The following is a 26,515-nucleotide window of genomic DNA, read 5'->3' as shown; positions in this document are numbered from 1 at the left end:
CTTGTGATTTCCGGCGGCTGGCGTACAGGCTTCATGGCATGAAGCGAGACATTGCGGGGATCATTCTGGCCGGCGGCCAATCAAGACGGATGGGCGGTGGCGACAAGTGCCTGTTGCCGCTTGGCGGCGGCTGCGTGCTTGACCAGGTCGTCTCGCGCTTTGGCCGGCAGACCGCCCCCCTGACACTCAGCGCCAATGGCGATCCGGCACGGTTCTCGCGTTTTGGCCTGCCGGTGCTTGCCGACACGGTGACCGGCTTTGCCGGGCCGCTTGCCGGAATCCTCACCGGCCTCGAATGGGCCGTTGCCAACACTGCTCGCAAGGTGATCGTCACCGCCGCCGGCGACACGCCCTTCCTGCCGCCGGATCTGGTTGAACGGCTGGCGGCCGCCACCGATCAGAGTCCAGATTCGATTGCCGTCGCTTGTTCGGCCGGCAAACGGCACCCGACCTTCGCGCTCTGGCCGCTCGCCTGTCGCGACGCCTTGCGGCGCTTTCTGGTCGACGAGGACAACAGACGGGTGTCGGCTTTCATCGACCGGCACGGTTTTGTCGAGGTGGAATTCCCGGTTCCGCAATCGGCGGGCCGCCCGGTCGACCCTTTCTTCAACATCAACGAGCCTGACGACCTTGTCCGGGCCGAGCGTCTGTTGCAGAGCATGAAGCCATGAACAGACGCGTCTTCGGCATCACCGGTTGGAAAAACTCCGGCAAGACGACATTGACCGAGAAACTGGTCACCGAACTCGTCCGGCGCGGCTGGAAAGTGTCAACGGTGAAACACGCCCATCATGACTTCGACATCGACAAGCCGGGCGCCGACAGCTTTCGCCACCGGCAGGCCGGCGCCACGGAAGTCGCGATCGTGTCGGGAAACCGCTGGGCGCTGATGCATGAGTTGCGCGGTGAGGATGAGCCGACGCTGGAGGCTATTCTGTCGCGGCTTGCGCCTTGCGATCTGGTGCTGGTCGAAGGCTACAAGCGCGAAGCCCACCGCAAGATCGAAACCCGCCGGCTGGAAGCGAAGGACCGCACGCCGCTTTCGGCAGGTGATCCCAACATCGTCGCCGTCGCCGCCGATTTCGCGGCTGAAGGCGAGCAGCTGCCGGTGTTCGATCTCGACGATGCAAAGTCGATAGCCGACTTCATCGAGCGCACCACTGGGCTCGTTGCTTGAGCGCTGACGCAGCGGCAGAATAGCCTTGCCCATTTTTGTGGTTTTGCAGTTGCTTTTTTCTTGGAAAGAGTGGGAGTATCGCGCCAGCGGGCGGTCAAAAGCACCGCCCCACAGAGCCGTTTGGAACGACGGCCGGGACCATAAAGAGAGGACCATCATGCGTATTTCACTGCGTATCGCGCTTGCCGCATCGGCCGCGCTGCTGACGCTCGGCGTAGCCCAGGCCCAGGAAAAGACCCTGAGGATCGGCACCGAAGGCGCCTACCCGCCATTCAACAATCTCACCGCCGACGGCCAGCTCGTTGGCTTCGACATCGACATCGCCAAGGCGCTTTGTGATGAGATGAAGGTCAAATGCACCTTCGTCGCCCAGGATTGGGACGGCATCATTCCAGCCCTCCAGGCGGGTAAATTCGACGCCATTGTCGCCTCGATGTCGATCACGCCCGAGCGCAAGGAGAAGGTCGATTTCTCCAACAAATACTACAACACCCCATCGGCGCTCGCCGTGCCGAAAGACTCGACGCTGAAAGGCGTGACCAAGGAAGATCTCGCCGGCAAGTCGATCGGCGTTGCCACCACCACCACGCATTTCAACTATGCCTCGAAGACCTACACCGACAGCACCGTCAAGGGCTATCCGAGCAGCCCCGAGGAGCAGGCAGATCTTGCCAATGGTCGTCTCGATGCCATCGAGGACGATATCGTCGTGCTGCAGCAGTGGCTGGATTCGCCTGATGGCGCTTGCTGCAAGATTCTCGGCCAGCCGTCGCCGCAACCGGTCGAGATCTTCGGGCCGGGCGCCGGCATTGCCGTACGCAAGGGCGAGACCGATCTGGTCAACAAGCTCAATTCGGCCATCGACGCCATCCGCGCCAATGGAAAATATAAGGAAATCAACGACAAGTACTTCAAGTTCGACGTCTTCGGCGCCGAGTCCTGATAAACTAGGGTCAAGACGGCGGGGAATTTCCCCGCCGTCTTTCTATTCGTCTCGGGAACGCTGTGGAGATAAGATTCGTCGATGCCAGCCCAGAGCATATGGACACTTCTCAGTTGGGGACCCGATGGCTGGCTTGACGATATCGCCTATGGCGCACTGATCACCGTTGCGCTTGCGCTTGCAACGCTGCCCATCGGATTGACGATCGGCTTTTTCATTGCACTCGCCAAGCAGTCCGAAGAACCCTCGCTGCGCCTTGCCGCCAACATCTACACCACGGTGTTTCGCGGCCTGCCGGAGTTGGTGACGCTTTTCCTGTTCTTCTTCGGCATGCCGATCCTGCTGCAGCATCTTGTCAGGTATTTCCGGCCGGACGCCACCATCGACGTCAACAGCTTCGTCGCTGGCATGATCGTGCTTGCGCTGATCTTCTCGTCCTATGCCAGCGAGGTTTTTCTTTCCGCCTTCCGCGCCATTCCCAAAGGCCAGTATGAGGGCGGCTACGCCATCGGTCTTTCCAACTGGCTGACCATGCGCAAGGTGATCGTGCCGCAGCTGCTGCGCATCGCGTTTCCCGGCCTGGAGAACTGCTGGCTCAGCCTGCTCAAGGACACCTCGCTCGTGTCGGTCGTCGGCCTTGCGGAAACGCTGCGCAATGCCAGCATTGCCGCCCGCGTCACCAAGCACGCTTTCCTGTTCTTTGGCGTTGCCTCCCTGGTCTTTCTTGGCCTGGCCGTCGTGTCGTCCTTCGCCACCAGCGCGATTCTGCGCTCGCTTGGCCGGCGGGAGGCCCAGCGATGAGCGCCGCAGCCACCATGGTCGAACGGCCCCCGCCACGGGCGCGCGGCTGGCCGCGCAGGCGTATCGTCGGTTATGCGTTGGTCTGCCTGTGGATTTTGTTCGGCCTTGGCATCGTCAGCTATCTCTACCTTGCCTGGAACGCTGAGTTCTTCGCCAAATATGCGCCTGCCTATTTGCGAGGGCTTGGGGTAACGCTCGCGCTGGTTTCCATATCGATGGTGCTCGGCGCGATACTGTCGGTGCCTGTCGCCTATGGACGCATGTCCAAGAACCGGATCCTGTCCGGCCTCGCCTATTGCTACGTCTATTTCTTCCGCGGCACGCCGCTGCTGGTCCAGACCTATCTGGTCTACTACGGATTGGGCTCGTTCAGGGTCGAACTCCAGTCGGTCGGCCTCTGGGATTTTTTCAAGGACGCGTTCAACTGCGGCGTGTTTGCCTTTGCGCTCAACACCGCCGCCTATCAGGCCGAGATTCTGCGCGGAGCCATCGAGAGCGTGCCAAGAGGGCAATGGGAAGGCGCGGCCTCGCTTGGCCTGCACAAATTGCAGACCTTGCGCAAGATTATCCTGCCGCAAGCGTTGATCGTCGCCTTGCGGCCCTATGGCAACGAACTGATCCTGATGGTCAAGGCGTCCGCCATCGTCGCCATCATCACGGTCTATGATCTGATGGGCAATGCAAAGCTCGCCTTCGCCAACTCGTTCGACATTCAGGCCTATATCTGGGTTGCCCTCGTCTATCTGGTGATGGTCGAGATCCTGCGCCATGGCGTCGAATGGATCGAGCGCCGGATCACCATTCACCTGAAACGCTGACCATTTTCAGTTCGGCTGCACCAGTCGATCTGGCCATACGCGTCTTGACGAATTGAGCGCAGAGCCTAGAGCTTTCGCAGCAAATTCCGTTTCTGAAGGGCAAGCTCATGGCATCTGTGGCATTTCTCGGTCTTGGCGTGATGGGCTATCCGATGGCCGGGCACTTGAAGAACAAGGGCGGCCACGACGTCACCGTCTACAACCGCACCAAGGCCAAGGCTGAGCAATGGGTTGGCCAGCATGGCGGCAGCCTGGCGGTGACGCCGGCGCAGGCCGCCGAGGGCAAGGATTTTGTCTTCTCCTGCGTCGGCAATGACGACGATTTGCGCTCGGTGACGACGGGTCTTGAAGGCGCCTTCAAATCGATGAAGAAGGGTTCGGTCTTCATCGACAACACCACGGCCTCGGCCGAGGTCGCACGCGAGCTGGCGGCGGCGGCGCAAGCCGGCGGTTTTTCATTTCTCGACGCGCCGGTCTCCGGCGGCCAGGCAGGCGCCGAGAACGGCGTGCTGACCGTCATGGTCGGCGGCGAGCAGGACGCTTTCGACAGGGCCAGGCCCGTCATCGATGCTTATGCCCGCATGGTCGGCCTGATGGGGTCGGCCGGTGCCGGCCAGCTCACCAAGATGATCAACCAGATCACCATCGCCGGCCTTGTCCAGGGCCTGGCCGAAGGTATCCATTTCGGCAAGAAGGCCGGGCTCGACATCGAAAAGGTGATCGAGGTCATCTCCAAGGGCGCTGCCGGTTCCTGGCAGATGGAGAACCGCCACAAGACGATGAATGCCGGCAAATATGATTTCGGCTTCGCCGTCGACTGGATGCGCAAGGATCTCGGCATCTGCCTGGCTGAAGCCGACCGCAATGGCGCCAGATTGCCGGTGACAGCACTTGTCGACCAGTTCTACAAGGATGTGCAGGCGATGGGCGGCAAGCGCTGGGATACGTCTTCGCTGCTGGCGCGTCTCGAAAAATAGGTTTCCGCGGTGGCAGCGCTCTCGCCTCAATCCAGTGCCGGAGAAATTGTCGCCCACCTGCGCGCCATCGGCTCGGAGGAGAACCGCCTCGGCATGTTGCGCTACGGTATCAAGATCGACCGCGCGCTTGGCATCTCGCACGGCATGCAGCGGCAGATTGCCAGGACGATCAAACGCAACCACGAGCGCGCCTTCGAGCTATGGGACACCGGCATCATGGAGGCGCAATTCATCGCTTCCGTCACAGCTGACCCGCAGCGGTTTTCTGCTGAAGATGCAAGAAGATGGGCGGCCAGTTTCGACTCCTGGGACATCGTCGATGGCGTCTCGGATCTCTTTGTCGATACGGACGCCTGGAAAGACCTGATCGGCGAGTTCGCGGCCGACGAGCGGGAATTCGTTCGGCGCACGGCCTTTGCCATGATGGCCTGGTCTGTCGTTCACCGGAAGAAAGAGCCGGAGACGACCTTCCTCGCCTTCCTGCCGACCATCGAAGCGCATGCCACCGACAGCCGCAATTTCGTGAAGAAAGCCGTGAACTGGGCGCTTCGCTCAATCGGCAAACGATCGATGGATATGCACGGCGCTGCCCTTGCTGTCGCCGAACGGTTGGCGCAGTCGACCGACAAGACGGCGCGCTGGGTCGGCAAGGACGCAGTGAGGGAACTGACCAATGCCAAGACGCTCGCGCGGATCGCCGCCAGGAAAGGCTGACGGAGCGGAAATCCGCTTCTCGGAGGTGACGCGATCGACACGCGCCGACTTCGAAAACCTGTTCGAGCAGCCGGGCGGGCCGAAATATTGCTGGTGCATGGCATGGCGCAACCTTCCCAGCCGCGAGCATGTCCCGAACGAGGAGAAGAAACGGGCCATCATTTCGCTCATCGAGGCCGATACACCCGTCGGCATCGTCGCCCAAATTGAAGGCAAAACCGTCGGCTGGTGCTCGGTTGCGCCGCGCCAGACCTATCGCCGGCTTTCCCGGCAGCAGGACGACAGCGAGACCGGCGTGTGGTCGATCGTCTGCTTCTATGTGCCAAGGGCCTTGCGCGGCGGCGGGCTGGCGTCGGCGCTGCTCGACGCGGCGATAGATCACGCCTTCACCAAGGGCGCCAGCACGATCGAGGCTTACCCGGTCGATCAGGCGTCGCCGAGTTACAGTTTCATGGGCTTTCGCGACATGTTTGCCGCCCGCGGCTTCCACGAGACAGGCATGGCCGGTTCTCGCCGACATGTGATGCGGCTCGAGCGTTGACGTCGTTGGCAGCGGCGTCTTTACTCCAGTTTCAAAGGACGCGGCCAATGAGCAACCCTATCAGATCAACCATAGTGCTCGCAGCTGCGTTGTTTGTGTCCGCTGCCGTCGATGCCTCGGCCGAGACCGCGCACATATTCTGGAAGGATCTGCGCCCGGCCACGCAATCCGCCGCCGAAAACGTCGGGCTGCCGATGATCGCGGCAAAATTACCCGACCATGGCGAGACGCTGTCCCTCAACCTGCAGGACAAAAGCATTCAGCTAGCCGGCTACGCATTGCCCGTCGATCGCGACGGCGACCTTGTCTATCAGTTTCTACTGGTGCCGTGGACAGGTGCCTGCAGCCGCATGCCGACGCCGCCGCCCAACCAGATCGTTCTGGTCACGCCGGCTCACCCTTACAAGATGTCGGAAGCCTACCAGCCGGTCGCCATCACCGGGGCGTTGAAGCCGGACATGGAGAAGAGCCAGCTGTTCATTCTCGATGGCGTCAGCGTCATCCAATCCGGCTACACGGTGCGCAAGGCAGAGGTAGCCGCCGTCGACAGCGTGCCGGACACCATCACCTTGCCGGTGAACTCGCCCTGGAGTTTCCTCAACAAAAAGAAGAACTAAGCGGGGCAACCTTGTGTGAGGTCAAGCTCAGGCAGCGTTGGCACCCGATTCCTTGTCCAGCACCATGTAGTCGAGCGGAATTTCCGTGGTGTACTTGATCTGCTCCATGGCGAAGGACGACGACACGTCACGGATTTCGATCTTGGCGATCAGCCGCTTGTAGAAGGCGTCATAGGCGGCAATGTCGGGCACCACGACGCGCAGGAGATAGTCGACGTCGCCGCTCATGCGGTAGAACTCGACCACCTCGGGAAACTCCTGGATGACTTCCGAGAAACGCCGCAGCCATTCATGGCTGTGCGAATTGGTGCGGATCGACACGAAGACGGTGACGCGCACATTGACCTTTTCATGGTCGAGAATGGCAACGCGCCGCTTGATGACGCCCTCTTCCTCGAGCTTCTGGATGCGCCGCCAGCAAGGCGTCGTCGACAGCCCGACTTTCTTGGCGACATCGGCGACCGCGAGTGTCGCGTCCTCCTGCAAAAGGCGGAGGATTTTTCTATCAAGGCGGTCCATTTTTTGCTCCGTGGGGGAATAGATTGGCTATACTCCCCCTTATTTCGGCCTTTCACAAGAAAGAAATTCTGCCAATTGATAGAAAAGCGAGTGATTTCTTGCTGAAAGGTCAGCCGAGGCGATAGCGGATTTCCGAACGCAGAAAAGGCAGCAAATCCATTTCAAACCATGGATTCTTCTTCAGCCAGCCGCTGTTGCGCCACGATGGATGCGGTAGCGGGAGCACTTTCAGGCCGACGGAGCTCTCCCAGATGGCGCGCCAGTCCATCACCGTTTCCGTCAGCGAGGGCCGGCGCGCCGCACCCATGTGCCAGGACTGCGCATAGATGCCGATCGTCAGCACCAGGTCGATCCGTGGCATCAAGGCCATCAAAGGCGCGCGCCAGGCCGGCGCGCATTCGCGCCTCGGCGGCAAGTCCCCGCCCTTGGCGTCCTGGCCGGGAAAGCAGAACCCCATCGGCACGATGGCGAACTTTTCAATGTCGTAGAATTCGTCGCTGGTCACATCAAGCCAACTGCGCAAGCGGTCGCCAGAGGCATCGGTGAACGGCATACCAGATAGATGCACCTTGGTCCCCGGCGCCTGGCTGGCGATCAGGATGCGGGCCCTGGACGAGGGTCGCAACACCGGGCGTGGTTCGTGCGGCAACGGCTTGCCGACAGGGTTTTCGACGCAGATGCGGCAAGCGCGGACCGTCGCAGTGAAGCTTTCGAGTTCGACAGTCATTCTCAGGCTGATGCGCTTGGTCGGCTGGAGACGGCCCGATGCCAGCGCAACACATTTGCGCATTCATCCGGCACCTTGATGCGTGCCGGCTTCATGAAGTCGACAGCGATCAGGCCGGTGATATCGGCGATCGAATAGCTGTCGCCGGCGATGAACTCCCGGCTGCCCAGTTCGACGTCCAGCAGCCTGAGGAACTCAACGGCCTTCGGCTTGTTGGCCTCACCCCATTCGGGGATCTGCGGGATTTCCCATTCCTTCATGGCTGGATGGATGTGACGAAAGGCCTGCGCAACGCAGCTGAGCAAATTGAATTCCATCCGTCGCTGCCACATGTCGACCTGCGCCTTGCCCAGTGCGCCACGCCCGAACAAAGCGGGTTCCGGATGCAGTTCCTCGAAATAGCGGCAGATGGCGACGGATTCGGTGATGACAGTGCCGTCGTCGAGCTCCAGCACCGGCAGACGCTGCAAGGGGTTGCGCGAGCTGACCGCCTGTTGCCTGTGCTCCAGTGCCCCCATGTCGATGGCTACCTGTGGAACCGTGATGCCTTTCTCGGCGAGGAAAACGCGGACCCGCCGTGGGTTGGGCGCCCGCCCGCCGTCGAAGAGCTTCATATCCATCCTCCCATTCGTTCTCGATCAAGTGCCAAGATGCGTATCACCAGAAGCGAAAAATCTCGCGCACGGCATCGCCGATCGACGCCAGTGTGCCGTGCTTTCTCTCGACGACTTCGCCGTGATGGCTGTCGCGCCAGTCCTGCGGCTGGTCGAACGTACCCGCCCAGATGCCGGCCTTTCCCGCGCGGGCGATGGCTTCCTCGCTCTCGAAGTCGCCATAGGCAACCGCCCAGCCCGCTTCGACCTGCGCGCGGTTGAGATCCTTGCCGCCGGCGGTGCAGTCGCCGAGCAGCCGGCCATAACGGTCACGCTGCCAGCCGGCACAGGAGACAGGCTTGCCCGCGATCAGGCGAACGAGCGACTGACGCGCAAGCGTGCCACAGGGATAGTCGGCGTCATTCCTGCGGCAAGTCTGCGTATACTCCGGAGCATCGATGCCGCGCATGCGGATACGCTCAGTGCCAAGCGTGATCGAATCGCCGTCGTTGATGATTGCCACGCCTTGCGTCTTGCGGGTTTCAACCCGGTCGAGGCGGGCCGCCAGCAGAATCAGCAATCCGAGAATGATTGATGTAAGCCCGTAATCCACCAGCCGGCGCCACAGGCTTCTGGGTGGCGCAACGTATCGCCGGCGCGGCCTCGGCGACCAAGATCGGCTCATATGGCAAACGGTTGGTTAATCATTCGAACGTAGCTTAACACTTGGAAACCGCTGCTCGCATAAATTGAAGTTTTGATGCCCTTGCAACGCTCGAACACAGCGGACAAGTTCATTGTGGACCGCAGGAAACCTCATCGCAACAGCGATGTGGCGCGCGCGGTGCGCAAGACGCGTGACCGTCTTTCGCAGCAGGCCGGCAATCCCGATTTCGATCGCGAACTGCTGAAGCTCCACGCCCGCGCGATGACAAGCGGCGCCATCGCCATCCCGCTTCTCATCCTGGCGATCGCGGCTGCTGGCCGACTGGCCGGCGTCGGCAACGAGATCGGCCTCTGGGCGCTGTTCACGCTGACCTGCTACACCATCGTCGCCTTCATGGCGCGGCGCATTGAACGCACGGAAGCTTCCGACCTCAACCCTTTGCAAACACGACGGGAATTCCTGATCTGCCATTTCCTTTGCGGCCTTGGCTGGGCATGGTTCGTCTGGCTTGGCTGCGGCGCCTGCCAGGTCGACCAGTTCCAGCTGGTCAAGGCCGTGGTGCTGCTGTTCGCCATGGCGGCGACCGCGGTGATGACCTCATCTCTGAGCGGGGCGCTGTTGGCGACGTTTGCCGTTCCCGTGGCGTTCTACGCCTATGCCGGCTTCAAGCTATGGATGCCGGTTGAGGCGATCATGGCCGGGCTGCTGGTCGTGTCGCTGCCCTTCTTTGCCTATGTGGCCCGTCACCTCAACCGCTCGTCCCTGATGGTGTTGTCGTTCCGCTCCGAAAAGGATGCGCTGATCGCCGAACTGGAGACGGCGAAATCGATGTCGGACGAGGCGCGGCGGCGGGCGGAAGACGCCAACCTGGCGAAATCGCGGTTCCTCGCTTCGATGAGCCACGAGCTGCGCACACCGCTCAATGCCATTCTCGGCTTTTCCGAGGTGATGTCGAACGAGGTGCTGGGACCGATGAGCAATCCCACCTATCGCGACTACGCCCACGACGTGCACGAATCCGGCCAGCATCTGCTCGATCTGATCAATGAGATCCTCGACCTGTCGCGCATCGAGGCCGGCCGCTACCAGCTCAATGAAGAGCCGGTGATGCTGCTGAACATCGTCGAGGATTGCTGTCACATGATGGAGCTGAGGGCGCGCAACAAGGATATCCGCGTCGTCCAGGATTTCGAGCATCAGTTGCCACGCCTATTCGCCGACGAGCGGGCGGTGCGGCAGATCACGCTCAACCTTCTGTCGAATGCGATAAAATTCACCGCCACCGGCGGTGAAATCCGCGTCCGCGTCGGCTGGACGGCGGGCGGCGGGCAATACATGTCGATCAAGGACAATGGCCCGGGCATACCGGAGGACGAAATCCCGGTGGTGCTCTCAGCCTTCGGCCAGGGTTCGATCGCCATCAAGAGCGCCGAGCAAGGCACCGGGCTTGGCCTGCCGATCGTGCAAGGCCTGCTTGCCATGCATGGCGGCGAGTTCGAACTTCATTCCAAGCTGCGCGAAGGGACAGAGGCGATCGCCATCTTCCCGCTGAGCCGGGTGATGGAGGAATTGCCCGCGCTGCCGACAGCAGCAGTAGCAGCTCGGCGGCGCTGATACGCCAAGACTCTAACCGCGTACCGCCGCAGCCATGCCCGAGCTGGTCAGCGCTGCAGCCTTGACCAGACCCGCGGCAAGGGCGGCCCCTGCCCCTTCGCCATGGCTGATGCCCAAATCAAGCAACGGGCGCAGGCCGAGGCGTTGAGCAGCCCGGGCATGCGCGGGCTCCGGCGACAGGCTGGCCAGCAGGCAATGATCGAGCGCGGCGGGGTTGGCGGCATGCAGCACCGCTGCGGCGGCCGTTGCGGCAAGCCCGTCGAGCAGCACCGGAATCTTCTGCATCCGCGCGGCAAGGATGGCGCCGGCGATCGCCGCGAACTCACGGCCGCCGACCCGGCGCAGCGCCTCGAGCGGGTCGCTGAGATGGCCGCCGTGAAAAGCCAGCGCCGCATCGACCACGTCCGCCTTGCGTGCCTGCATCACCGCATCGGCGCCCGACCCCGGGCCGACCCAGTCGACGCCCCTGCCCCCGAACAGCGCCGCAAACAGGGCTGCAGCGACGGTGGAGTTGCCGACGCCAAGATCGCCCAGGCACAGCAGATCGGTACCGCCCGCGATCGCTTCCATGCCGAAGGCCATGGTGGCGGCGCAGCCACGCTCATCCAGTGCGGCATGACAGGTGATGTCGGCGGTCGGGATATGCAGGGCAAGATCGAAAACCTTCAGCCCGAGATCGTTGGCGATGCAGATCTGGTTGATCGCGGCACCCCCGGCAGCGCAAAGCTCGACCGCATTGGCGGTCGCCGCCACCGGCCGTGGCGAAATGCCGTGCCTGACAACACCGTGGTTGCCGGCAAAGACCGCCATCAGTGGTCTTGTCACCGCGGGTGGAGCCCGCCCGCTCCAGGCGGCCAGCCACGCAGCGATATCCTCGATGCGGCCAAGTGAATTGCCCGATTTGTCGGCCTTGGCAAACAGCGTGCGCACGCGGGTTTCGGCTGCCGTGTCGGCCGGCGGCAGGCCGGCAAGCAGGTTGCGAAAATCGTCGAAAGGCAGTGCGCTGGTCATCACGTTGGCGATCATTCCCTGGAGTTGGTGAGCGGCATAGCCGCCTTGCGTGGTTGGCACAACCTCCTGGATCATGGTCCTGCATTTGCCGCAAAGCTGGCCGCCAAGGGCGCAATCGCGAGGGCTTGCATTGGCATTGCCGTTGCACCATGTGGAGATGGAACAAGGGATTCCGGTTGGAAGCCCAAGAGAAAGTCATGACGGCCATCGAATCCCCGTGCATCCTCGTCTGTTCGATCGACATGAAAACCGGCTTCTGTTTCGGGTGCGGCCGCACGCGCGAGGAAATCGGCACCTGGATCGGGATGACGCCGGAAACGCGCCGCACCGTCATGGCGCAATTGCCGGCCCGGCTGGAAACGGTCGAGCGCCGGCCGCGCCGGGAAACGCGCCGCACCCGCATGGCGCGCGAACGCGACGCGCTTTCGTGAGGCGACCACGCGGATGAGCCGACTGTTCTGGATATTGATGGCCGCGATCGGGGTGGGAGCAGTCCTGCTCATGCTCAACGATTCCGCCGGCAGCACGCTTGGCGTCGAGAATTATGATTTCAGCCGGCTGATCTGGCTCGGCGCCTTTGGCGCCCTCATCGGCGCCGGCCTGCTTCGCTCGGGCAGGCCGCTCGGCGCCATGGCCCGCAACCTCGGCGCCTGGGCGGCCATCGCGCTCGCGCTGATCGCCGGCTACCAGTATCGCTATGAACTGCAGGATGTCGCCAGCCGCGTGACCGCGGGCCTTGTTCCCGGCAGCCCGCTGGCGCTGGGTGTCGAAGACGGTCACGCCACGGTGACGCTCGACATGGCGGACAACGGCCATTTCGAAGCGCGCATCCTGGTCAACGGCAACCCGGTCCGAGCCGTGGTGGATACCGGCGCGACCAGCACCGTGCTGACGTCCGAAGACGCACAAGCCGCCGGATTCAATCCAGCGGCGCTCAACTACACCATACCGGTTTCGACCGCCAACGGCATAGCGCGCGCCGCGGCCGCGAAAACCGATCAGATCGAGATCGGCGGCATCATGCGCAGGGACATGCCGGTGATGATCGCCGCACCCGGCATGCTCAGCCAATCCCTGCTCGGCATGAACTTCATCAGTTCTTTGTCGGGCTTCGATGTGCGCGGCGACCGCATGATCCTCAGGGATTGATCCCCGAAGCTCAAGCCGCTTCGGCTGCTGCTCCACCGAACTCGACGGCTGCGAAAGCCGTCTTCAGCACGTCCGGTCCGGCCCCGGGCCGGCTCGCGTCGGTGGACAGGATCTGGCGGTAGCGGCGCGCGCCGGGCAAGCCGTGAAACAGACCGACCATATGACGCGTGACATGGCCAAGCCGCCCGCCCTGCTCGATATGGCGTGCCGCATAGCCCGCCATGGCATCGATCAGCGCGGCGAAGTCGAACGCCTCGGGCTTGGCGCCGTAGAAGGCGGCATCCACGCCGGCCAGAATGCCGGGCGTGTGATAGGCAGCGCGGCCAAGCATGGCGCCGTCGACATGATCGAGATGCGCCCGCGCCTCTTCAATCGACTGAATGCCGCCATTGATGCCGATGAATTCGTTTTGTTTTCTGGCCTTCAGCCGATAGACGCGGCCATAATCGAGCGGCGGGATGTCGCGGTTTTCCTTGGGGCTCAGCCCTTCCAGCCACGCCTTGCGCGCATGCACCCACAGCGTGTCGGCGCCGGCGTCGAAAACACCATCCGCCAGCGAATCGAGGGCCGGCTCCGGATCCTGCTCGTCGACGCCGATGCGGCATTTGACGGTGACGGGAATTGTCACCGCCGCCTTCATCGCCGCGACGCAGCCGGCGACGAGGTCCGGCACCTTCATCAGGCATGCGCCGAACGTGCCCGACTGGACGCGGTCTGACGGACAGCCGACATTGAGGTTGATCTCGTCATAGCCAAAAGCTTCGCCGATGCGCGCCGCCTCGGCAAGTTTTTCGCGATCCGAGCCGCCGAGCTGCAAGGCGACCGGATGTTCCGCCGCATCGAAGCCGAGCAGCCGCTCGCGAGCGCCGTGGATGACCGCATCGGCCACCACCATCTCGGTGTAGAGCAGCGCACGGCTCGTCAGCTGGCGGTGGAAGAACCGGCAATGCCGGTCCGTCCAATCCATCATAGGCGCAACGGAAATCCTATGAGCTTGATTTATCACGATTTTTCTCGTATTTTCAGGGCCTTAAAACGTGCACACGTTCGCCGTTTGTACGACACGATATCCGTCAGTTTTCGCATTTTGTACTCCTCCCTGTGCACACAGCGTGCACGAAAAAGAGACCACCATGGCATCCATCAACAAGTTGGCTTCCGGCAAGTGGCGTGTGCAGGTTCGCTGCAAGGGCCACTACCTCACCACCAGCTTCTCGCTCCGCAAGGACGCCGAGATGTGGGCGCGCCGAATTGAGCGAGAAATCGACCTGGGTCAGAAGCCTGCTCCCAAGCACAAGGACGGGATCAAAACGGTCTCCGACCTGATCGACCTGCATATCGCGGATATGATGGAAGTTGGCAAGGTGATCGGGCGTTCGAAGGCATTCAGCCTAGACCTGCTACGAGACAGGCTCGGAAGGCTCAACATCGCGGATCTTAGTCGCGAACAAGTCATCAAGTTCGGAAAGGAACGAGCCGAGGAAGGCGCCGGACCTGTCACCGTTGGAATAGACATCGGGTACGTCCGGACATTGCTGGTGCACGGCGCGGCTGTGCATGGACTGCCTTATTCAGCGGAGCCGGTGGAACTTGGTCGTGTCGCCCTCACCCGCTTGGGTCTTGTTGGCAAGGGCAACGAGCGCGATCGGCGACCGACGCTTAACGAGATAGAGTCCCTGATCCGATACTTCAGAGGAAACAACTTCCAGATTATCCCCGTCGACAAGATCATCCGCTTTGCGATCGCATCCGCCATGCGGCTCGGGGAAATCTGCAACGCCACGTGGGAGGACCTCAACGACCGCAACAACACCCTGCTGATACGAGATCGCAAGGACCCGCGCCACAAGAAGGGCAATCACATGCGTATCCCACTCCTCGATGTGAGTGGTTACGACGCCCGCGCGATCCTCGAAGAGCAGCGTTTCTCCACTGAGGGAAAGGGACGCATCTTCCCCTACAATGGGAAGTCGGCCGGAACCGCCTTTCGACGTGCCTGTCATGAACTTAGGATCGAGGATCTGCACTTTCACGACCTGCGTCACGAAGGCACAAGCCGCCTGTTCGAAGCTGGCTTCACCATCGAGCAGGTCGCGATGGTCACCGGGCACAAGGATTGGAAGATGCTACGCCGCTATACCCATTTGAGGCCGGAGCAACTTCATGTGATCGCGGCGAGGCTTCAACAGACACCGCCAAATACGGAGTTGCGGCAAGCAATCGTCTAAAGCCACTTTGCCAGACATCCGCCGTTGCTAGGAGGACACCGACGAATCCAGAAAGGATTGAGCGATGTTGTCACGGTCGCAAGGATTGGAAGATGTTGCGTTGATATACGCATCTCAGCCGGAAATGCTTCACGCTATCCAAGCGGCGAGGGCTGCATAATTGCCGAGAGTGGCGTATCAGATTCGCTATCTCGGCGGCGTTGCACGCCTCCGATCGACGGTCGCGGCTACGATCGAGCTGCTTTTGAAATAATGGCCTTTGTGCATCTCGTTGTTTGCAAAGCAATATTTGGCATTTTTTCTCGACTGTGCACGGATTTGTGTAACGGAAACGAGCCTTTTGGCATTAATGACAGCTGCCATTAGCAACATAGATCTCCGATGAGGGCCGCCCTGTTTCGTGCATAATGAGGTAATGACCTCTATCAAAATTTTCATTGGCACCCCTATAGAGCACGCATCGGAACGGGCTACCCTGGTGCGCGCGGTTGAGACCCTGTCGGCATATGGCATCCCAGCGGTTATCCTTGCCAACGTGAATTTTGGCGGCCGGCAAATTGATCTCGTTATCGGCCTCGACCGACGCGCTCTCGTTATTGAATCCAAGGGATTCAGTTCCGCCGTGCGTGGCGGCGAAAACGGCACGTGGCATGTACAATTGGCGTCCGGCCAGTGGAAAGAAATCCCCAACCTCTACGCACAAACCCTTGGCGAGAAAAATGCGCTCCGCGACGCGATGGCGGCATTTGCAGAGGCATCTGTCCCCTACCCCGATGCCGCCTTGGTCTTCGTTCCTGCTATCCCGGCCGGTTCGGCAGTTCCGAGCGGTGATTTCAAAATTGCGGTTGGCGGCCTTAGTGCGCTGCCCGAGCTCATCACCTCGGCAGCGAACCGTGGCTGGTCTCTAGATCAATGGCGTGCCTTTGCGGCCCATCACCGATTGATCGCGGTCCCTTCACTTGAGGCAGCCTTAAGTCCGGAACTGCTCCATGCGGAACGGCTGCTCTTGGCATATGGGGACGCATTCTCGCGCACCTACGGCCCAGCCGCGTCTGAGATGGTCCCGGTACGGTGCGTTCGCGATGGCGAAGCGGTCTCGTCGGACGCTATTGTCGAACGAGTTATAGCGGACGGTAACGTCCTGCTGGCGGGCGACTCCGGCTGTGGCAAAAGCCTTCTCTCGTACAAGGCCGCTCTCTTCGCGCTCGGCCATGGTTACATACCGATCGTCATTCCGGCGAAGGATTTCGAAGGGAACTTGCGCGATGTAGCAAATCGTGAGGCAACGCTGCTCAACGCACAATCAGCGGCCGCCTTGCTGTCCGCTGCTCGGCTCTTGGATCGGCGTCTCGTTCTTGTGGTCGATGGCTACAACGAGTGCACTCCATCGGAGCGGCAGCGCCTGACCCGAAGCATTGCAGCGGCCGTTCGGCGCTATAACTCAATCACGGTCGTGTCGAGCAGGATTGAGCTTGAGCGCGGGGATCTCTTGCCTGCTTCCACCTACACGGTGCAAGCACCGGATGTCGAAACGAAGCAAGCAATTGCCCGGAACGCATCAGGCGGCGCATGGCCGGAAGCGTTGTCTGGCCTTCTTGAAATGGTGGGAAGCGGCCTCGAAGCCAGGATGGTCGGGCAGCTAGGACGAAGCGTCCTTGCCGGAACCACCAAATATGGCCTGTTCGATGCTTATGTGCGTGAGCGGCTTGGCTCAGCTGCTTCGGATGGTATCCGCGCCTTGTCTCGCATTGCGGGAGCAATGACCGACCGAGTTAGTTTCAGCCTGTCGGTTCGGGAGCTTGACCGCTTGTCGGATCGAGAAGGCGTTGCGGGCGCCCTGTTGCAGACGCTTCAGGCGGCGAAACTTCTGGACAGGCATGGCGACCGGGTGAGCTTCAGCCACGAAATGTTCCTGAACGTGTTTGCCGCCGAAGCGATTCTACGGCGCGCGGGCGATGATCCGGATGCAGTGGGGCTGGCATTGCGGCACCCGCGGTATCTTGAAATGAAGCCATTCCTGCTGGGTGCCATCGATGATGACCGCTTTCGCAGGCAGGTGTTATCCAACCTCTCCGATGCGTGGGTGGTGAGTGCCTGCTTGGCGGGGCAATTCGGTAGGGACGCCGAGCGCTGGGCGAACACGCGCTGCGATGAGGTGCTTGCGCGGCTCGGACAAGAAATTGAGACGGTGCGGTTCGACGTGTCGAAAGAGTTTGCCAGGAGTGTTCAGGCAAGGCCAGAGACACTGCAGGACTGGACGGAGCAGGACCGGGCAGTTCTTGCGGCCATCGCGCGTGAGCTTGTAACAGGGCGACGCCTTGATCAGGTTTTGGATCTGATCGCAAAGATGGATACGCGGCTCACCGAGGAACACGGCAGGCTGCTCGATGAGGCCAGGAAATACAAGCTGGGCCTGCGAAGTAGCCTCTATGCAATGAGTTACACGGGGTTTGCAGGGCACGATATTGGCCTTGCGCTACTTTGCGGCCCTCTGCATAGCGGGCACCTCTATGACGGGCCGAAAGTCGCGGCTGAGGCAAATCTCTTCGAGCGGTTGCGTTCGGAAACCTTAAGCCCCGGCCAAGTTGGTTTGCTTATCGAACTGGACAGATATTCCGAGCGGGACGCTCCTTCAGTCGGCACCCTTTTGCCGGCCATCCTGAGTCGGCTCTGGGCAAAGGCAGCAGGCCATTTGCGGATGGCACTTATGCACGCAGCCGGGATGAGCGCGCATGCTCTAACCGATGACGAACGTCAGGCCCTGATTGATGCCATCCACGATCTGCTACCCACAAATAACGGGTTCGATTCAACGGGCATGATCGATGCGCTGAAATTTCTCGGCGCGTTGGATAATGACCAGGAAGAGCATGTCGCAAGTGTTAAGCGCGAAATCGAAGCCGTGCTGGCCAACCGCGATGATCCGTTGATGGCCGGTGTCGCAGCGGCTCTCTGGAGCTGCCAGTTCGACCATCCCTATGATGGCGCCTATTGCGAAGTGTGGCGCGCTTTGCCAGGCGACGATCGCAAAACCTTGTTGTTGTTAGCGGCGCAAGATGTCGACCGCCAGTCGATGTTTTCGGCATCCTTGCTTGCGGAAGTTGCATCATGTGGCGACCGAGCTGCCGGTCCCGCCATCGCACCATGGACGGCCCTGCCACCGAAAAAGGAAGTAATGATGCAGGACGTGGTTCGTACCTTCGAAATGGCGCATGCGGCGCTTGCACGGTTGCATTACCCCTTGCCTGATCACTCGGCGGAAACAGCGTCGCCGGCAGATTGCGCATTTTTGGCCTGCGGCGCGATCATCTATTGGCTGAACCGCGATGATCTTCCGAGGGCCGAGCGCAAACTTAAATGCGCTGGGCCACTTGCAACATTGTCACGGCATGAAGACGGAGTGGCCGCGGCCGTGATCGGCGAGTTTTCCGGTGCCGGCCACCTGTTCGAGGAAAGTGCCCAACGGCTTCCGGGTTCAGAGCCGGTGGTCACATCATTGGCCCAGGATTTCCCTGATGAAATCGCCGCTATTTACCGCGCGGCCCTGGAACAGCCAAAACGTCAGTCGGGATATTTCGAGTTCTTCATGATCGATGATGTAATGAAAAAAGCGCTTGCGATCCTAGGGAACGTTGGCGACGCCACCGATATTCAGATGCTTCGGGCATGGTCAATTCATCCCAGCTACGGGCACGTGGCGGTGCGGGCGATCAAGAGAATTGAAGAGAGCCCTCACCAGAGGCTGACCCATCCGGCCTTATAGAAAACCGTTATCGCCTGCTCACTTCAGGAGCGACTTCTCGCAAGTACTCACAATATGAGCTTTGATATTCCTGATTATTATAATGTCAAACGTCGATAGCCGCGCTTGAATATAAAGCCGGGGTCAGGCAACCTCACACTAGATCTTCGAGGTGACACTTACAGCCTGGTAGCAGCAATATGTCGTCGTCTGAAAGACGATGATTGAGGGGAAACGTGGGGCTATACGAAAAGTGGTTTGAAGCGACCAAGGAAAAGGACAAGCGCAAGCGCTACTGGACCTATGTCGAGAAAGAAGGTGGCCGCGACGAGATTCGGGATGGCCTGGCTGAGACTATCCGCTCGCACTATGATCGCCTCGAACGCATCGCCGAAGATGTGAATCGGCTTGGATTCAAGGTTGCCGCCAAAATCCTCAGCGAGGCGATGCCGCAGACCCCAAGGGGCCGATCCGGCGATCTCGGGGAGATTCTCGCGACCGAGCTGGTCGAGGAAGAGATTGGCCTGCGAGTCCCTGTGCGCCGGCTCCGCTACAAGGACGGCCGCAACATGGCGATGCGCGGCGACGACTTCATCGGTGCCGGATACGATGGGGCCGGCGAAAAGCTTTGGCTCCTCAAAGGCGAAGCCAAGAGCAACAAGGTGCTCGGGAAGGCCACGATCACGAGCGCGCGTAAGGTGCTCAATCGTGATAGCGGCCGTTGCACGCCCGACTCGCTACTGTTTGTCGCCAATCGCCTGCTGGAGAGCAACGATCCTGACGACAACGCGCTGGGCCGGAGTCTCCGCGATGAGGTGGGCCTGAAATCCCTTCGCGCCGATCGCATCGACCACATGCTCTTCACCGTGTCGGGCAATGGCCCTCACGCATCGCTGAAGGACGATCTCGACGCCACAGGGACAAACCGGGACCATTACGTCGTGAACATCCACGTCGAGGACCACCAGGACTTCATCGCAGCCATCTACGAGGAGGCGGAAGATCTTGGAGACGATTGACGAGCTGACCGGATTCCTGGCGGCCGCGACGGTTGACGGCATCCTTGGGCGCCTTCTCTACCGCGGAGCGGCCTGGTCGCTGATGCGCGAAGATGGCGTGCTGCCTCCGGGTGCGCCGCCCCTCGGCGCGACAATCGAAACCGATCTTGCCGAACACGGGTTCGCGCTGCTTCGAGGCGCTATGGCGCTCCGTGCCCAGGCAGGTTCGTCGGATCTAACCAGCAAAGCCTTTGAGCGCGCCGCCAATGCCTTCGAGGCTCTCGTGCGCAATGGCGACCCGGAGTCGCCCCGCCGCGGTTTCCGTCGCACCATCGCCGCCGCAGCATACCACCTGGCCGGTTTCTCCGCCGTCGCCTATTCGCTCTTCAACGAAACGGTGGACGACCTCAACGCTTCGCCGGGTGAAATGGCGATCCGACTCCTGATCCTGCGCGATCTTAACCAGTTGCGCGGCTTCGTTCGCGAGTGGTTGGACGACGAAGAGCACGGCGACGGGCAGCTCGCCGAAGCGCTAACTGGCGAAGACCCGGACATCGACGAGGTGCTATCGACCATCCTCAACACAACGATCTGCCGCGCTCTGGCGTACTTTGACTTTGCGTTGGAGACGGGCGAGCCTGAGCCAATCGAAAACGCACGGGAGTTGCTGGGCACTGCGGTCAGCCTGGCGGACAACGCGGAGAATGTTCCGCTGTGGTGGATCTCAAACTTATGCCGTCATCTCATCGACGATCTCTGGCAACACTCGTTACACCAGAACCTGCCGACTGAGCCGCCCGAGGGGACGGAGGAGAAATACCCGGACCTGCGTCGATTGTTTATCGCGTCGTTCTACGCCCGCAAGACGTCCGAAGTGGAGCTCTGGCCATCGCAGCGCGAGGCGGCCAGGCGTTCCACGGACGTCACCGACGACCTTGTCGTTGCCCTGCCGACCAGCGCCGGAAAGACGCGGGTGGCCGAGATCGCCGCGTTGATGACCTTGTCGTCGGCGCGCCGAGTGCTGATCGTCACGCCATTGCGTGCCTTGTCCGCCCAGACGGAGCGCTCCTTCAGAAAGACCTTCGCGCCACTCGGATTCAGCGTCTCCTCGCTTTACGGCGCCAGCGGTCTTTCGGCTGGGGATGAAGACGCACTGCGCAGCCGCGAGATCATCATCGCGACACCAGAAAAACTCGACTTCGCGCTGAGAAGCGACCCATCCCTGATCGACGATGTCGGCCTGATCGTCCTGGACGAAGGCCACATGATCGGCCCGAGCGAGCGTGAAATCCGCTATGAGACGCTGGTGCAACGCCTGCTCCGGCGCGCTGATGCGGCGGACCGCCGGATCGTCTGTCTCTCTGCCATCCTCCCAAGCGGCGATGAACTTGACGATCTCACCGCTTGGATCCGCTCTGATGAACCAGGTGAGCCGGTACGTTCCGACTGGCGCCCTACGCGCCAGCGCTTCGGCGCACTTACTTGGCGGGGCAAGGACGCATTGCTCCGGCTCGACCTCGACGACAATGGTCCGTTCCTCGACAAATTCGTCGTGCAGAAACCGGCGCGGGGGAAAGAGAAGAAGCCCTATCCGCGCAAGAACTCACATCTTGCCTTGTTCGCGGCATGGGAGTTTGCAGGCCAGGGCAAGCGGACCCTCATCTTCTCGACCCAAGCGAATTGGGTCGAGAGCTACGGGAAACAGGTCGTGGACCTCTGCAGGCGCGGCTATCTGGACTCGCTGCTGGAGGACGAGACGTCGATCGCTCGAGCCTTGGAGGTCGGCAAGGAGTGGCTGGGCGAAGACCATCCCGCCGTCGCCTGCTTGAAGCAGGGCGTCGCCATCCACCATGGACGGTTGCCGAGCCCGTTCTTGCGCGAGCTGGAAGCCCTCTTATCCGAGGGGGTCCTGAAGGTCATTGTCGCATCTCCGACGCTCTCGCAGGGCCTTAATCTCAACGCCGCCGTGCTTTTGGTGCCCGCGTTGTATCGGGCCGCCGAGAAGATCAAAGGCGAAGAGTTCGCGAATGTCGCCGGCCGCGCTGGGCGCGCCTTCGTGGATGTCGAAGGCCTTATCGTCCACGTCATGTTCGACAACATCGACTGGCGAAAGAAGGAATGGAAGAAGCTGGTCGATTCCGCAAAGGCGCGCACTTTGAAAAGCGGCCTCATCCAGATTGTCGCCGAGATCCTTGAGCGCCTGTCGCGCGAGGGTGTCCTGGATCGCGATGACGCATGGGAATATCTCGCCAATGCCCGCGAAGCCTGGAGATCACCCAAGGAAGAAGCCGCGGTCGCAGAGCGGCTGGCCGCCGGCGTGGAATATGACACCGATGACGACGACGACGAGGAAGGCGGCGGCGACGAGGAAGAAACCATCGACGAAGAGCCGCTCTCGCAAATCGTCGAACGCCTCGATGCGACCGTGTTCGGCCTGATCGAAGCACTTGATGCTGATCGCGCCGATCTGCCGAAGCTCTTGGACGAGGCGCTCAAGGGATCGCTCTGGGCGCGCCAGATCGCCCGGGAAGACGAGGACGTCGCCCCGCTGCACAAGAAGGTATTCGAGGCGCGCGCCGATCTTATTTGGAGGACAACCACGGCGCAGGCGCGGCGTGGACATTTCGCCATGGGCGTCGGGCTTGAAGCTGGCCTCGCGATCGACGCCATGGCTGACGATTTGGCCGTACTCCTAGACAGGGCTGACAAGGCGGCGCTCAGCGGCGACATCGATGAACTCGTCGACGCGCTCGGTGGTCTCGGCGGGCGACTGCTGTTCATGCGACCCTTCATCTCTGATAAAGCCAATGCGCTGCCGGCAAACTGGAAAGCCATCCTGCGTAGCTGGGTAAACGGCGAGGAAGTTTCCAAGATCGGACCGCAGAACATGCGGGCCGTCGAAGAGGCCTTCACCTATCGTCTTGTCTGGGCGCTGGAAGCTGTCCGTACCCGCCGCTTGTCCCTCGGCTGGACGCCGGACACGGTGGCGGGCGGCGCCGCTGCAGCGGTCGAAACCGGCGTCCCGCAATTCATGATGGCGATGCTGATCCGCGCGGGCCTTCCGTCCCGACGCGCTGCCATGGCGGCAATCGAGGATGCCAAGCCTGTCTTCGTTACGCCCGCTGAGATGCGAGTTTGGTTGGAATCCGACGAGATTACGGCCCACACCGACGCTGGCAACTGGCCCACGCCCGAGAGCGCCGCGCTATGGGCGCGCTTCCGCACCGAAGCCCTTAGCGGCGGCATCCAAAAGTGGTCGATCGAACACTATAAACGCCTGCTCGACATTGCGGCCGCCCCACCCGCCGGCCTCTATCGGATCGTCACCGACGAGGGGGATGGGCGGACTTGGCTTTCGACACCCGACTACCAGCGGGTCGCTGCGTTCAAGAAGCCGGCCGTCGATCCCAAACCCAGCCTCTTCTCGGGTCGATTACCCGGCAACACTAGGCTGGTGGATGCCTTGCGCGTCGGCCGTGGAAAACTGGGCTGGCCGCCGGCCGATGCGTAGATAAGATGCCTTCTGATCGGATTCAGAAATCCAGTCACTCAAAACTGTAACCGGCGATACGGATCCGAGCCGATCAAGCAAAAGCTCGACAGCGTGCGATTTGCACGCTGCCCCCTGAGGTTCAATTGCCTTTCGGCTTCATTTCTGAGTCAGGGATACCGACATCTCAATGCGATGCAGCTGCCGGCGAAGCGGAGCGCAGTCCGCATATGCCCTCTGGAGCTGCACCTTTAATTCGCCAAGTATCCAGATGACACCTTCTCGCGATTTCGCCTTTTCAAGGTGGTCTTTGTTGGCGACCGTGTCGCCATAATAGACTTGGAAAAACTCCGGACCGTCGAGTTCTCCTCGACGCCTTTCAAGCTCCAACCAGTCCTCCAAAGTCGAGCGCAACGGACTTAAGCGATTCCGGACCCCGCCGGGCCGATGACGCGAGATCAGAACCGCTTTGATGATGCTTCCTGCCTCGATATGTCCGGCAATGCCAAGTTCACCGACCGGCCGGCGCCGGGTCGAGCCAAGTCGGTAGGAATACGGTACGGAAGTGGCGCTGGCACTCGGATAGACCGTACCGCGACACCGAGCTCGGCGCACATCTTGGGCCGTCTTGGCTAACGGGCTCACGAACGTATCCCATGACGGAGACGATTCCCCGGCCCAATTGTCAGCGACCAAAGGTGCCGACATGGCCTCAATTTTTGCAACAACGGCGTCCAAATCACAGCCAGATTTGGCATCCGTCGCGACGTAGAGATCGCAATCGTAAGGGCTGTACATCCCTGGCCAAGCAGTCTTCACGATCTTCCAGCCCGTGCGAGCGGCCCACGCAGACCGCTTAATCTTATCAGGGGCGTCCCCGTAGGGTTCGTCGACTAAAATGAATTGGCCGCTGGTAGGGTCGATCCAAGCGGTGGCATGATCCCTATTTGGCAGTTGGTCCTGGGCCAGGGTTTTAGGGTGGGCTTCGCGAGAACTTCGGGGAGGACGCAACCCGGTGTATTCCATGAAACGGATCGAACGCTCTGCCGTACATAGACGCTCACGGGCATACGCTTGCGAGGGAGCCAGGGCATCGCAGACAAAATGGTCATCCGCGACCATCCGAAGGTTGCCGAACCCCCGGACCTTCTTAAGGGCATATCTCCCACAGATTTCCAAGATTGAGCGCGAAAGTTCGATCTTTAGAGTCTCGCGCCCGCTGGCATATTTCTGCTCCTTATCGCACCAATAAATGCTTAGCAGAACATACGGACGTGTAGCCTCCTGCCCTCCTTGGACAAGTAACCGTTGGGCGTTCCGGAAGTTTGAGCAACTTGCTGCCTGAGCCGCAAGATCGAGCGCTATCGCGTGCTTAATACCGCGTTCCTTGCGCAGTTGCGAAGCGAGACTTTTTACACCTTCGAGCGTCGTAGGACGCACGTCACCAGTCAACATGATCATTCTCCCGGCTTGATCAGAAGCGTCACTCGCCAACCGCCTTTCAAGCCCGAATGAGTGTTGAAAGGTTTGCAGAGAATATGGGCAACGCTGCCAGCAGCTTCGGAACGGCGAGTGCCATGCTCATGCCAAGAGCGAATCAAAGATAGGCCAAGAGGTGAATTTGTTCAATCGCGAGACGGAGGAATCCAGTGACTCGACATATCGGGGCACTCACCGCTCCGCAGAGCCGCCCCTGCAGATCTTGTCGCAGCGCCGCAGGTAAAGACTTCAAGTCTTATCGGGGCCTAGCATAGCTTTCCTTCGTCTTTAGGAGCTTTCAGCCAGACAGCTTATACTGACATCCGGCTGCTCCTTCGGGGCAGAGATTCGCACACATGAATGAGCGAAGGTACTCCGCACGTTACGAGCCTTCGGGGTTTACAGACGGAAAGGCTTTGATGAGCCGGCATCACATTAAACTAACGGCAGATGAGCAAGCCCTTGTTGATCGAATCGACCTGCGAGTGAACGTGCCTCACGCCGTAGATGGCCATGCGGTCTACCTTGCCAATAAAGAGCCAATCCTAGCACTTTTGAAACTCCTCGTGGCCAGAGACGCCATCCCGAAGCACCGAATCGCCTACTGGACAGACCCAAAGTTGAACTCGGGAAGGTTAAAGGGCTCACATAGAGACTTGTTCGCGCGAAACGGTTCATCTGGTGCGGAGGCCTATACGCACCCACACTTCAAACCGTACTTGCGATATTTCCTGTATGGTGCCGATCTTCCCGATCAGGTTATCGAGGAGTTTGAGAAACAAATTGGCAATCCTGAGTGGTTTAGCGGCTCCGACATCATCGCTCTGACGAAAAGGACACGCGAGATCATCCGGAGCTACCGGGTGCAAGACTCGACGTATGCGGATGAATTTCACAAGCTCGCTTTGGACAATGGTCTCAGCGCGTCAAATGCAGAATCGGTCAAAAAGAACGCAGCAGAAGCGATCCGCCGAGAATTCAAACGGTAGGGTTCTTGTCCTGCAAAGTACCACGTCTTGATGCCACGGGCGATCGACCTGATTCGACCATATGACGTTTCCATCGGGGTTCTCGCCTACGGCATGTCAAGCCGGACACCCTGCACACGATCCGGGTTGCGAGGGCATCCTGGCCGGCGCAAGTGCGATCCGCTATGAGCTGCCAATAAAACCTCAATCTCTGGCGCTTTCTGAGGAATACCTATCAACCCCTTGCGGGCGGCTCCGTGGAAAACGCAGCGATGATCGCCTCGAGCGATACATTCAATGCGTTGGAGAAGGTCCTGCCCTTCTGCCAAATCGCAACGTAGTGATAGAGCGCGGACGGCTCCACTGGCCTTATTCCCAAGTGAAACGCCGCGTATTCACGCGCAATGATCTCATTGGTTATCGAAATGCCTAGGCCAGCCGAAACGTATCCGACTTCGTGACCGTTGCAATCGAATTCTACCAGTATGTCTGGCTCAACGCCGGCGAAGCGTAAGGCATTGAAGTTCATTTGGTGGGCGGCGAACTGGGGATCGATATCAACGATCGTTTCGCCTGCCAGGTCGTGAGCCTCGATACAGGTCTGTTTTGAAAAGCGGTGGTCGGGATGGAAGATGCATACGTTTCGTGCCGACCCAAGCGGCGCCCACTCAAACAGACTTGGATCCAGGGGCAGCCTCGAGATACCGAGTTCGGCACGCCCTGCCAGGATGTGCTCGCCGAT

25 protein-coding genes are annotated in these 26,515 nt (G+C 60.6%); 17 read left to right on the top strand and 8 right to left on the bottom strand.

Annotation, left to right across the window (positions count from 1 at the left end; translation table 11 throughout):
• Window positions 1–38: 38 nt before the first annotated feature.
• From mobA to FCU66_RS13700, 9 genes are all read left to right on the top strand, one after another.
• On the top strand, window positions 39–671 hold the full coding sequence (gene mobA / locus FCU66_RS13740; protein ID WP_136622591.1) for a molybdenum cofactor guanylyltransferase MobA: 633 nt from the start codon (window positions 39–41) through the stop codon (window positions 669–671).
• The gene (gene mobB / locus FCU66_RS13735; RefSeq protein WP_136622592.1) at window positions 668–1,177 is read left to right on the top strand and encodes a molybdopterin-guanine dinucleotide biosynthesis protein B; all 510 of its coding nucleotides are present in this window, start codon (window positions 668–670) and stop codon (window positions 1,175–1,177) included. Before mobA ends, mobB begins: the two co-directional genes overlap by 4 nt.
• Before the next feature lie 157 nt (window positions 1,178–1,334).
• A complete protein-coding gene (locus FCU66_RS13730) occupies window positions 1,335–2,120 on the top strand; it encodes an ABC transporter substrate-binding protein (protein WP_136622593.1) in 786 nt (261 codons plus the stop codon).
• Between the two features lie 81 nt (window positions 2,121–2,201).
• On the top strand, window positions 2,202–2,921 hold the full coding sequence (locus tag FCU66_RS13725; protein ID WP_136622594.1) for an ABC transporter permease: 720 nt from the start codon (window positions 2,202–2,204) through the stop codon (window positions 2,919–2,921).
• Window positions 2,918–3,739: an ABC transporter permease gene (locus tag FCU66_RS13720; RefSeq protein ID WP_136622595.1), complete on the top strand. Its 822-nt coding sequence runs from the start codon at window positions 2,918–2,920 to the stop codon at window positions 3,737–3,739. Before FCU66_RS13725 ends, FCU66_RS13720 begins: the two co-directional genes overlap by 4 nt.
• A 107-nt stretch (window positions 3,740–3,846) precedes the next feature.
• A complete protein-coding gene (locus FCU66_RS13715; RefSeq protein WP_136622596.1) occupies window positions 3,847–4,716 on the top strand; it encodes an NAD(P)-dependent oxidoreductase in 870 nt (289 codons plus the stop codon).
• Window positions 4,717–4,725: 9 nt separating this feature from the next.
• Entirely contained in the window at window positions 4,726–5,430 is a 705-nt protein-coding gene (locus FCU66_RS13710) for a DNA alkylation repair protein (RefSeq protein WP_136622597.1), read from the top strand.
• Entirely contained in the window at window positions 5,390–5,971 is a 582-nt protein-coding gene (locus FCU66_RS13705) for a GNAT family N-acetyltransferase (RefSeq protein WP_136622598.1), read from the top strand. Before FCU66_RS13710 ends, FCU66_RS13705 begins: the two co-directional genes overlap by 41 nt.
• Window positions 5,972–6,018: 47 nt before the next feature.
• Window positions 6,019–6,588, top strand: coding sequence for a DUF3299 domain-containing protein (locus FCU66_RS13700; protein ID WP_136622599.1), 570 nt, complete (start codon window positions 6,019–6,021; stop codon window positions 6,586–6,588).
• Window positions 6,589–6,615: 27 nt separating this feature from the next.
• Here the strand turns inward: FCU66_RS13700 and FCU66_RS13695 are convergent, their stop codons facing one another.
• The 4 genes from FCU66_RS13695 to FCU66_RS13680 all read right to left on the bottom strand — a co-directional run bounded on the left by FCU66_RS13695 (window position 6,616) and on the right by FCU66_RS13680 (window position 9,112).
• Window positions 6,616–7,107, bottom strand: coding sequence for an Lrp/AsnC family transcriptional regulator (locus FCU66_RS13695; RefSeq protein ID WP_006205209.1), 492 nt, complete (start codon window positions 7,105–7,107; stop codon window positions 6,616–6,618).
• A gap of 109 nt (window positions 7,108–7,216) precedes the next feature.
• On the bottom strand, window positions 7,217–7,897 hold the full coding sequence (locus FCU66_RS13690) for a uracil-DNA glycosylase family protein (protein ID WP_136622600.1): 681 nt from the start codon (window positions 7,895–7,897) through the stop codon (window positions 7,217–7,219).
• Window positions 7,837–8,448 carry a glutathione S-transferase gene (locus FCU66_RS13685; RefSeq protein WP_136622601.1) on the bottom strand — a complete coding sequence of 204 codons (612 nt, stop codon included), beginning with the start codon at window positions 8,446–8,448 and terminating at the stop codon, window positions 7,837–7,839. The genes FCU66_RS13690 and FCU66_RS13685 overlap by 61 nt, the downstream gene beginning before the upstream one ends.
• 43 nt (window positions 8,449–8,491) lie before the next feature.
• Window positions 8,492–9,112 carry a thermonuclease family protein gene (locus FCU66_RS13680; RefSeq protein WP_136622602.1) on the bottom strand — a complete coding sequence of 207 codons (621 nt, stop codon included), beginning with the start codon at window positions 9,110–9,112 and terminating at the stop codon, window positions 8,492–8,494.
• A gap of 75 nt (window positions 9,113–9,187) precedes the next feature.
• Between FCU66_RS13680 and FCU66_RS13675 the strand changes: the two genes are divergently transcribed.
• Entirely contained in the window at window positions 9,188–10,708 is a 1,521-nt protein-coding gene (locus FCU66_RS13675; protein WP_136622603.1) for a sensor histidine kinase, read from the top strand.
• A gap of 12 nt (window positions 10,709–10,720) precedes the next feature.
• Here FCU66_RS13675 and FCU66_RS13670 read toward each other — a convergent pair whose 3' ends face one another.
• Entirely contained in the window at window positions 10,721–11,719 is a 999-nt protein-coding gene (locus tag FCU66_RS13670) for a nicotinate-nucleotide--dimethylbenzimidazole phosphoribosyltransferase (protein ID WP_136622614.1), read from the bottom strand.
• Window positions 11,720–11,916: 197 nt separating this feature from the next.
• Between FCU66_RS13670 and FCU66_RS13665 the strand changes: the two genes are divergently transcribed.
• Window positions 11,917–12,150: a DUF1289 domain-containing protein gene (locus tag FCU66_RS13665; protein WP_168992219.1), complete on the top strand. Its 234-nt coding sequence runs from the start codon at window positions 11,917–11,919 to the stop codon at window positions 12,148–12,150.
• A gap of 13 nt (window positions 12,151–12,163) precedes the next feature.
• Complete coding sequence (locus FCU66_RS13660) at window positions 12,164–12,868, top strand: TIGR02281 family clan AA aspartic protease (protein ID WP_136622605.1); 705 nt, start codon at window positions 12,164–12,166, stop codon at window positions 12,866–12,868.
• 10 nt (window positions 12,869–12,878) lie between these two features.
• Here the strand turns inward: FCU66_RS13660 and dusA are convergent, their stop codons facing one another.
• Entirely contained in the window at window positions 12,879–13,877 is a 999-nt protein-coding gene (gene dusA / locus FCU66_RS13655) for a tRNA dihydrouridine(20/20a) synthase DusA (RefSeq protein ID WP_136622606.1), read from the bottom strand.
• Window positions 13,878–14,001: 124 nt separating this feature from the next.
• Between dusA and FCU66_RS13650 the strand changes: the two genes are divergently transcribed.
• The 4 genes from FCU66_RS13650 to FCU66_RS13635 all read left to right on the top strand — a co-directional run bounded on the left by FCU66_RS13650 (window position 14,002) and on the right by FCU66_RS13635 (window position 23,347).
• Window positions 14,002–15,096 (top strand): site-specific integrase, encoded by a 1,095-nt coding sequence (locus FCU66_RS13650; RefSeq protein WP_136622607.1) that lies wholly within the window; start codon window positions 14,002–14,004, stop codon window positions 15,094–15,096.
• A 415-nt stretch (window positions 15,097–15,511) separates the two neighbouring features.
• Window positions 15,512–18,859 (top strand): nuclease-related domain-containing protein, encoded by a 3,348-nt coding sequence (locus FCU66_RS13645; protein WP_136622608.1) that lies wholly within the window; start codon window positions 15,512–15,514, stop codon window positions 18,857–18,859.
• A 215-nt stretch (window positions 18,860–19,074) separates the two neighbouring features.
• On the top strand, window positions 19,075–19,857 hold the full coding sequence (locus FCU66_RS13640; RefSeq protein WP_136622609.1) for a HamA C-terminal domain-containing protein: 783 nt from the start codon (window positions 19,075–19,077) through the stop codon (window positions 19,855–19,857).
• Window positions 19,844–23,347 (top strand): DEAD/DEAH box helicase, encoded by a 3,504-nt coding sequence (locus tag FCU66_RS13635; protein WP_136622610.1) that lies wholly within the window; start codon window positions 19,844–19,846, stop codon window positions 23,345–23,347. Before FCU66_RS13640 ends, FCU66_RS13635 begins: the two co-directional genes overlap by 14 nt.
• 138 nt (window positions 23,348–23,485) lie before the next feature.
• Here the strand turns inward: FCU66_RS13635 and FCU66_RS13630 are convergent, their stop codons facing one another.
• Window positions 23,486–24,781 carry a DUF5623 domain-containing protein gene (locus FCU66_RS13630; protein ID WP_136622611.1) on the bottom strand — a complete coding sequence of 432 codons (1,296 nt, stop codon included), beginning with the start codon at window positions 24,779–24,781 and terminating at the stop codon, window positions 23,486–23,488.
• A 443-nt stretch (window positions 24,782–25,224) separates the two neighbouring features.
• Here FCU66_RS13630 and FCU66_RS13625 point away from each other — a divergent pair, with 443 nt between their 5' ends.
• Window positions 25,225–25,794, top strand: coding sequence for a hypothetical protein (locus FCU66_RS13625; RefSeq protein ID WP_136622612.1), 570 nt, complete (start codon window positions 25,225–25,227; stop codon window positions 25,792–25,794).
• A gap of 214 nt (window positions 25,795–26,008) precedes the next feature.
• Here FCU66_RS13625 and FCU66_RS13620 read toward each other — a convergent pair.
• On the bottom strand, window positions 26,009–26,515 hold a 507-nt coding region (locus tag FCU66_RS13620; protein WP_168992220.1), incomplete at its 5' end, for a LysR family transcriptional regulator substrate-binding protein.

The organism is Mesorhizobium norvegicum (genome assembly GCF_004919685.1).
Classification (GTDB): Bacteria; Pseudomonadota; Alphaproteobacteria; order Rhizobiales; family Rhizobiaceae; genus Mesorhizobium; species Mesorhizobium norvegicum.
This window is presented reverse-complemented; position numbering and strand designations above follow the sequence as displayed.

What these genes read in the sequence shown, in the direction of transcription:
- FCU66_RS13695 (WP_006205209.1), bottom strand. Translation starts at nt 7,107, where the DNA reads ATGGACCGCCTTGATAGAAAAATCCTCCGCCTTTTGCAGGAGGACGCG.
- FCU66_RS13685 (WP_136622601.1), bottom strand. Translation starts at nt 8,448, where the DNA reads ATGAAGCTCTTCGACGGCGGGCGGGCGCCCAACCCACGGCGGGTCCGC.
- FCU66_RS13675 (WP_136622603.1), top strand. Translation starts at nt 9,188, where the DNA reads ATGCCCTTGCAACGCTCGAACACAGCGGACAAGTTCATTGTGGACCGC.
- mobB (WP_136622592.1), top strand. Translation starts at nt 668, where the DNA reads ATGAACAGACGCGTCTTCGGCATCACCGGTTGGAAAAACTCCGGCAAG.
- FCU66_RS13730 (WP_136622593.1), top strand. Translation starts at nt 1,335, where the DNA reads ATGCGTATTTCACTGCGTATCGCGCTTGCCGCATCGGCCGCGCTGCTG.
- FCU66_RS13715 (WP_136622596.1), top strand. Translation starts at nt 3,847, where the DNA reads ATGGCATCTGTGGCATTTCTCGGTCTTGGCGTGATGGGCTATCCGATG.
- FCU66_RS13645 (WP_136622608.1), top strand. Translation starts at nt 15,512, where the DNA reads ATGACCTCTATCAAAATTTTCATTGGCACCCCTATAGAGCACGCATCG.
- FCU66_RS13670 (WP_136622614.1), bottom strand. Translation starts at nt 11,719, where the DNA reads ATGACCAGCGCACTGCCTTTCGACGATTTTCGCAACCTGCTTGCCGGC.
- FCU66_RS13625 (WP_136622612.1), top strand. Translation starts at nt 25,225, where the DNA reads ATGAGCCGGCATCACATTAAACTAACGGCAGATGAGCAAGCCCTTGTT.
- FCU66_RS13680 (WP_136622602.1), bottom strand. Translation starts at nt 9,112, where the DNA reads ATGAGCCGATCTTGGTCGCCGAGGCCGCGCCGGCGATACGTTGCGCCA.
- FCU66_RS13720 (WP_136622595.1), top strand. Translation starts at nt 2,918, where the DNA reads ATGAGCGCCGCAGCCACCATGGTCGAACGGCCCCCGCCACGGGCGCGC.
- FCU66_RS13705 (WP_136622598.1), top strand. Translation starts at nt 5,390, where the DNA reads ATGCCAAGACGCTCGCGCGGATCGCCGCCAGGAAAGGCTGACGGAGCG.
- FCU66_RS13690 (WP_136622600.1), bottom strand. Translation starts at nt 7,897, where the DNA reads ATGCGCAAATGTGTTGCGCTGGCATCGGGCCGTCTCCAGCCGACCAAG.
- FCU66_RS13630 (WP_136622611.1), bottom strand. Translation starts at nt 24,781, where the DNA reads ATGTTGACTGGTGACGTGCGTCCTACGACGCTCGAAGGTGTAAAAAGT.
- FCU66_RS13725 (WP_136622594.1), top strand. Translation starts at nt 2,202, where the DNA reads ATGCCAGCCCAGAGCATATGGACACTTCTCAGTTGGGGACCCGATGGC.
- FCU66_RS13700 (WP_136622599.1), top strand. Translation starts at nt 6,019, where the DNA reads ATGAGCAACCCTATCAGATCAACCATAGTGCTCGCAGCTGCGTTGTTT.
- FCU66_RS13650 (WP_136622607.1), top strand. Translation starts at nt 14,002, where the DNA reads ATGGCATCCATCAACAAGTTGGCTTCCGGCAAGTGGCGTGTGCAGGTT.
- FCU66_RS13665 (WP_168992219.1), top strand. Translation starts at nt 11,917, where the DNA reads ATGACGGCCATCGAATCCCCGTGCATCCTCGTCTGTTCGATCGACATG.
- FCU66_RS13660 (WP_136622605.1), top strand. Translation starts at nt 12,164, where the DNA reads ATGAGCCGACTGTTCTGGATATTGATGGCCGCGATCGGGGTGGGAGCA.
- mobA (WP_136622591.1), top strand. Translation starts at nt 39, where the DNA reads ATGAAGCGAGACATTGCGGGGATCATTCTGGCCGGCGGCCAATCAAGA.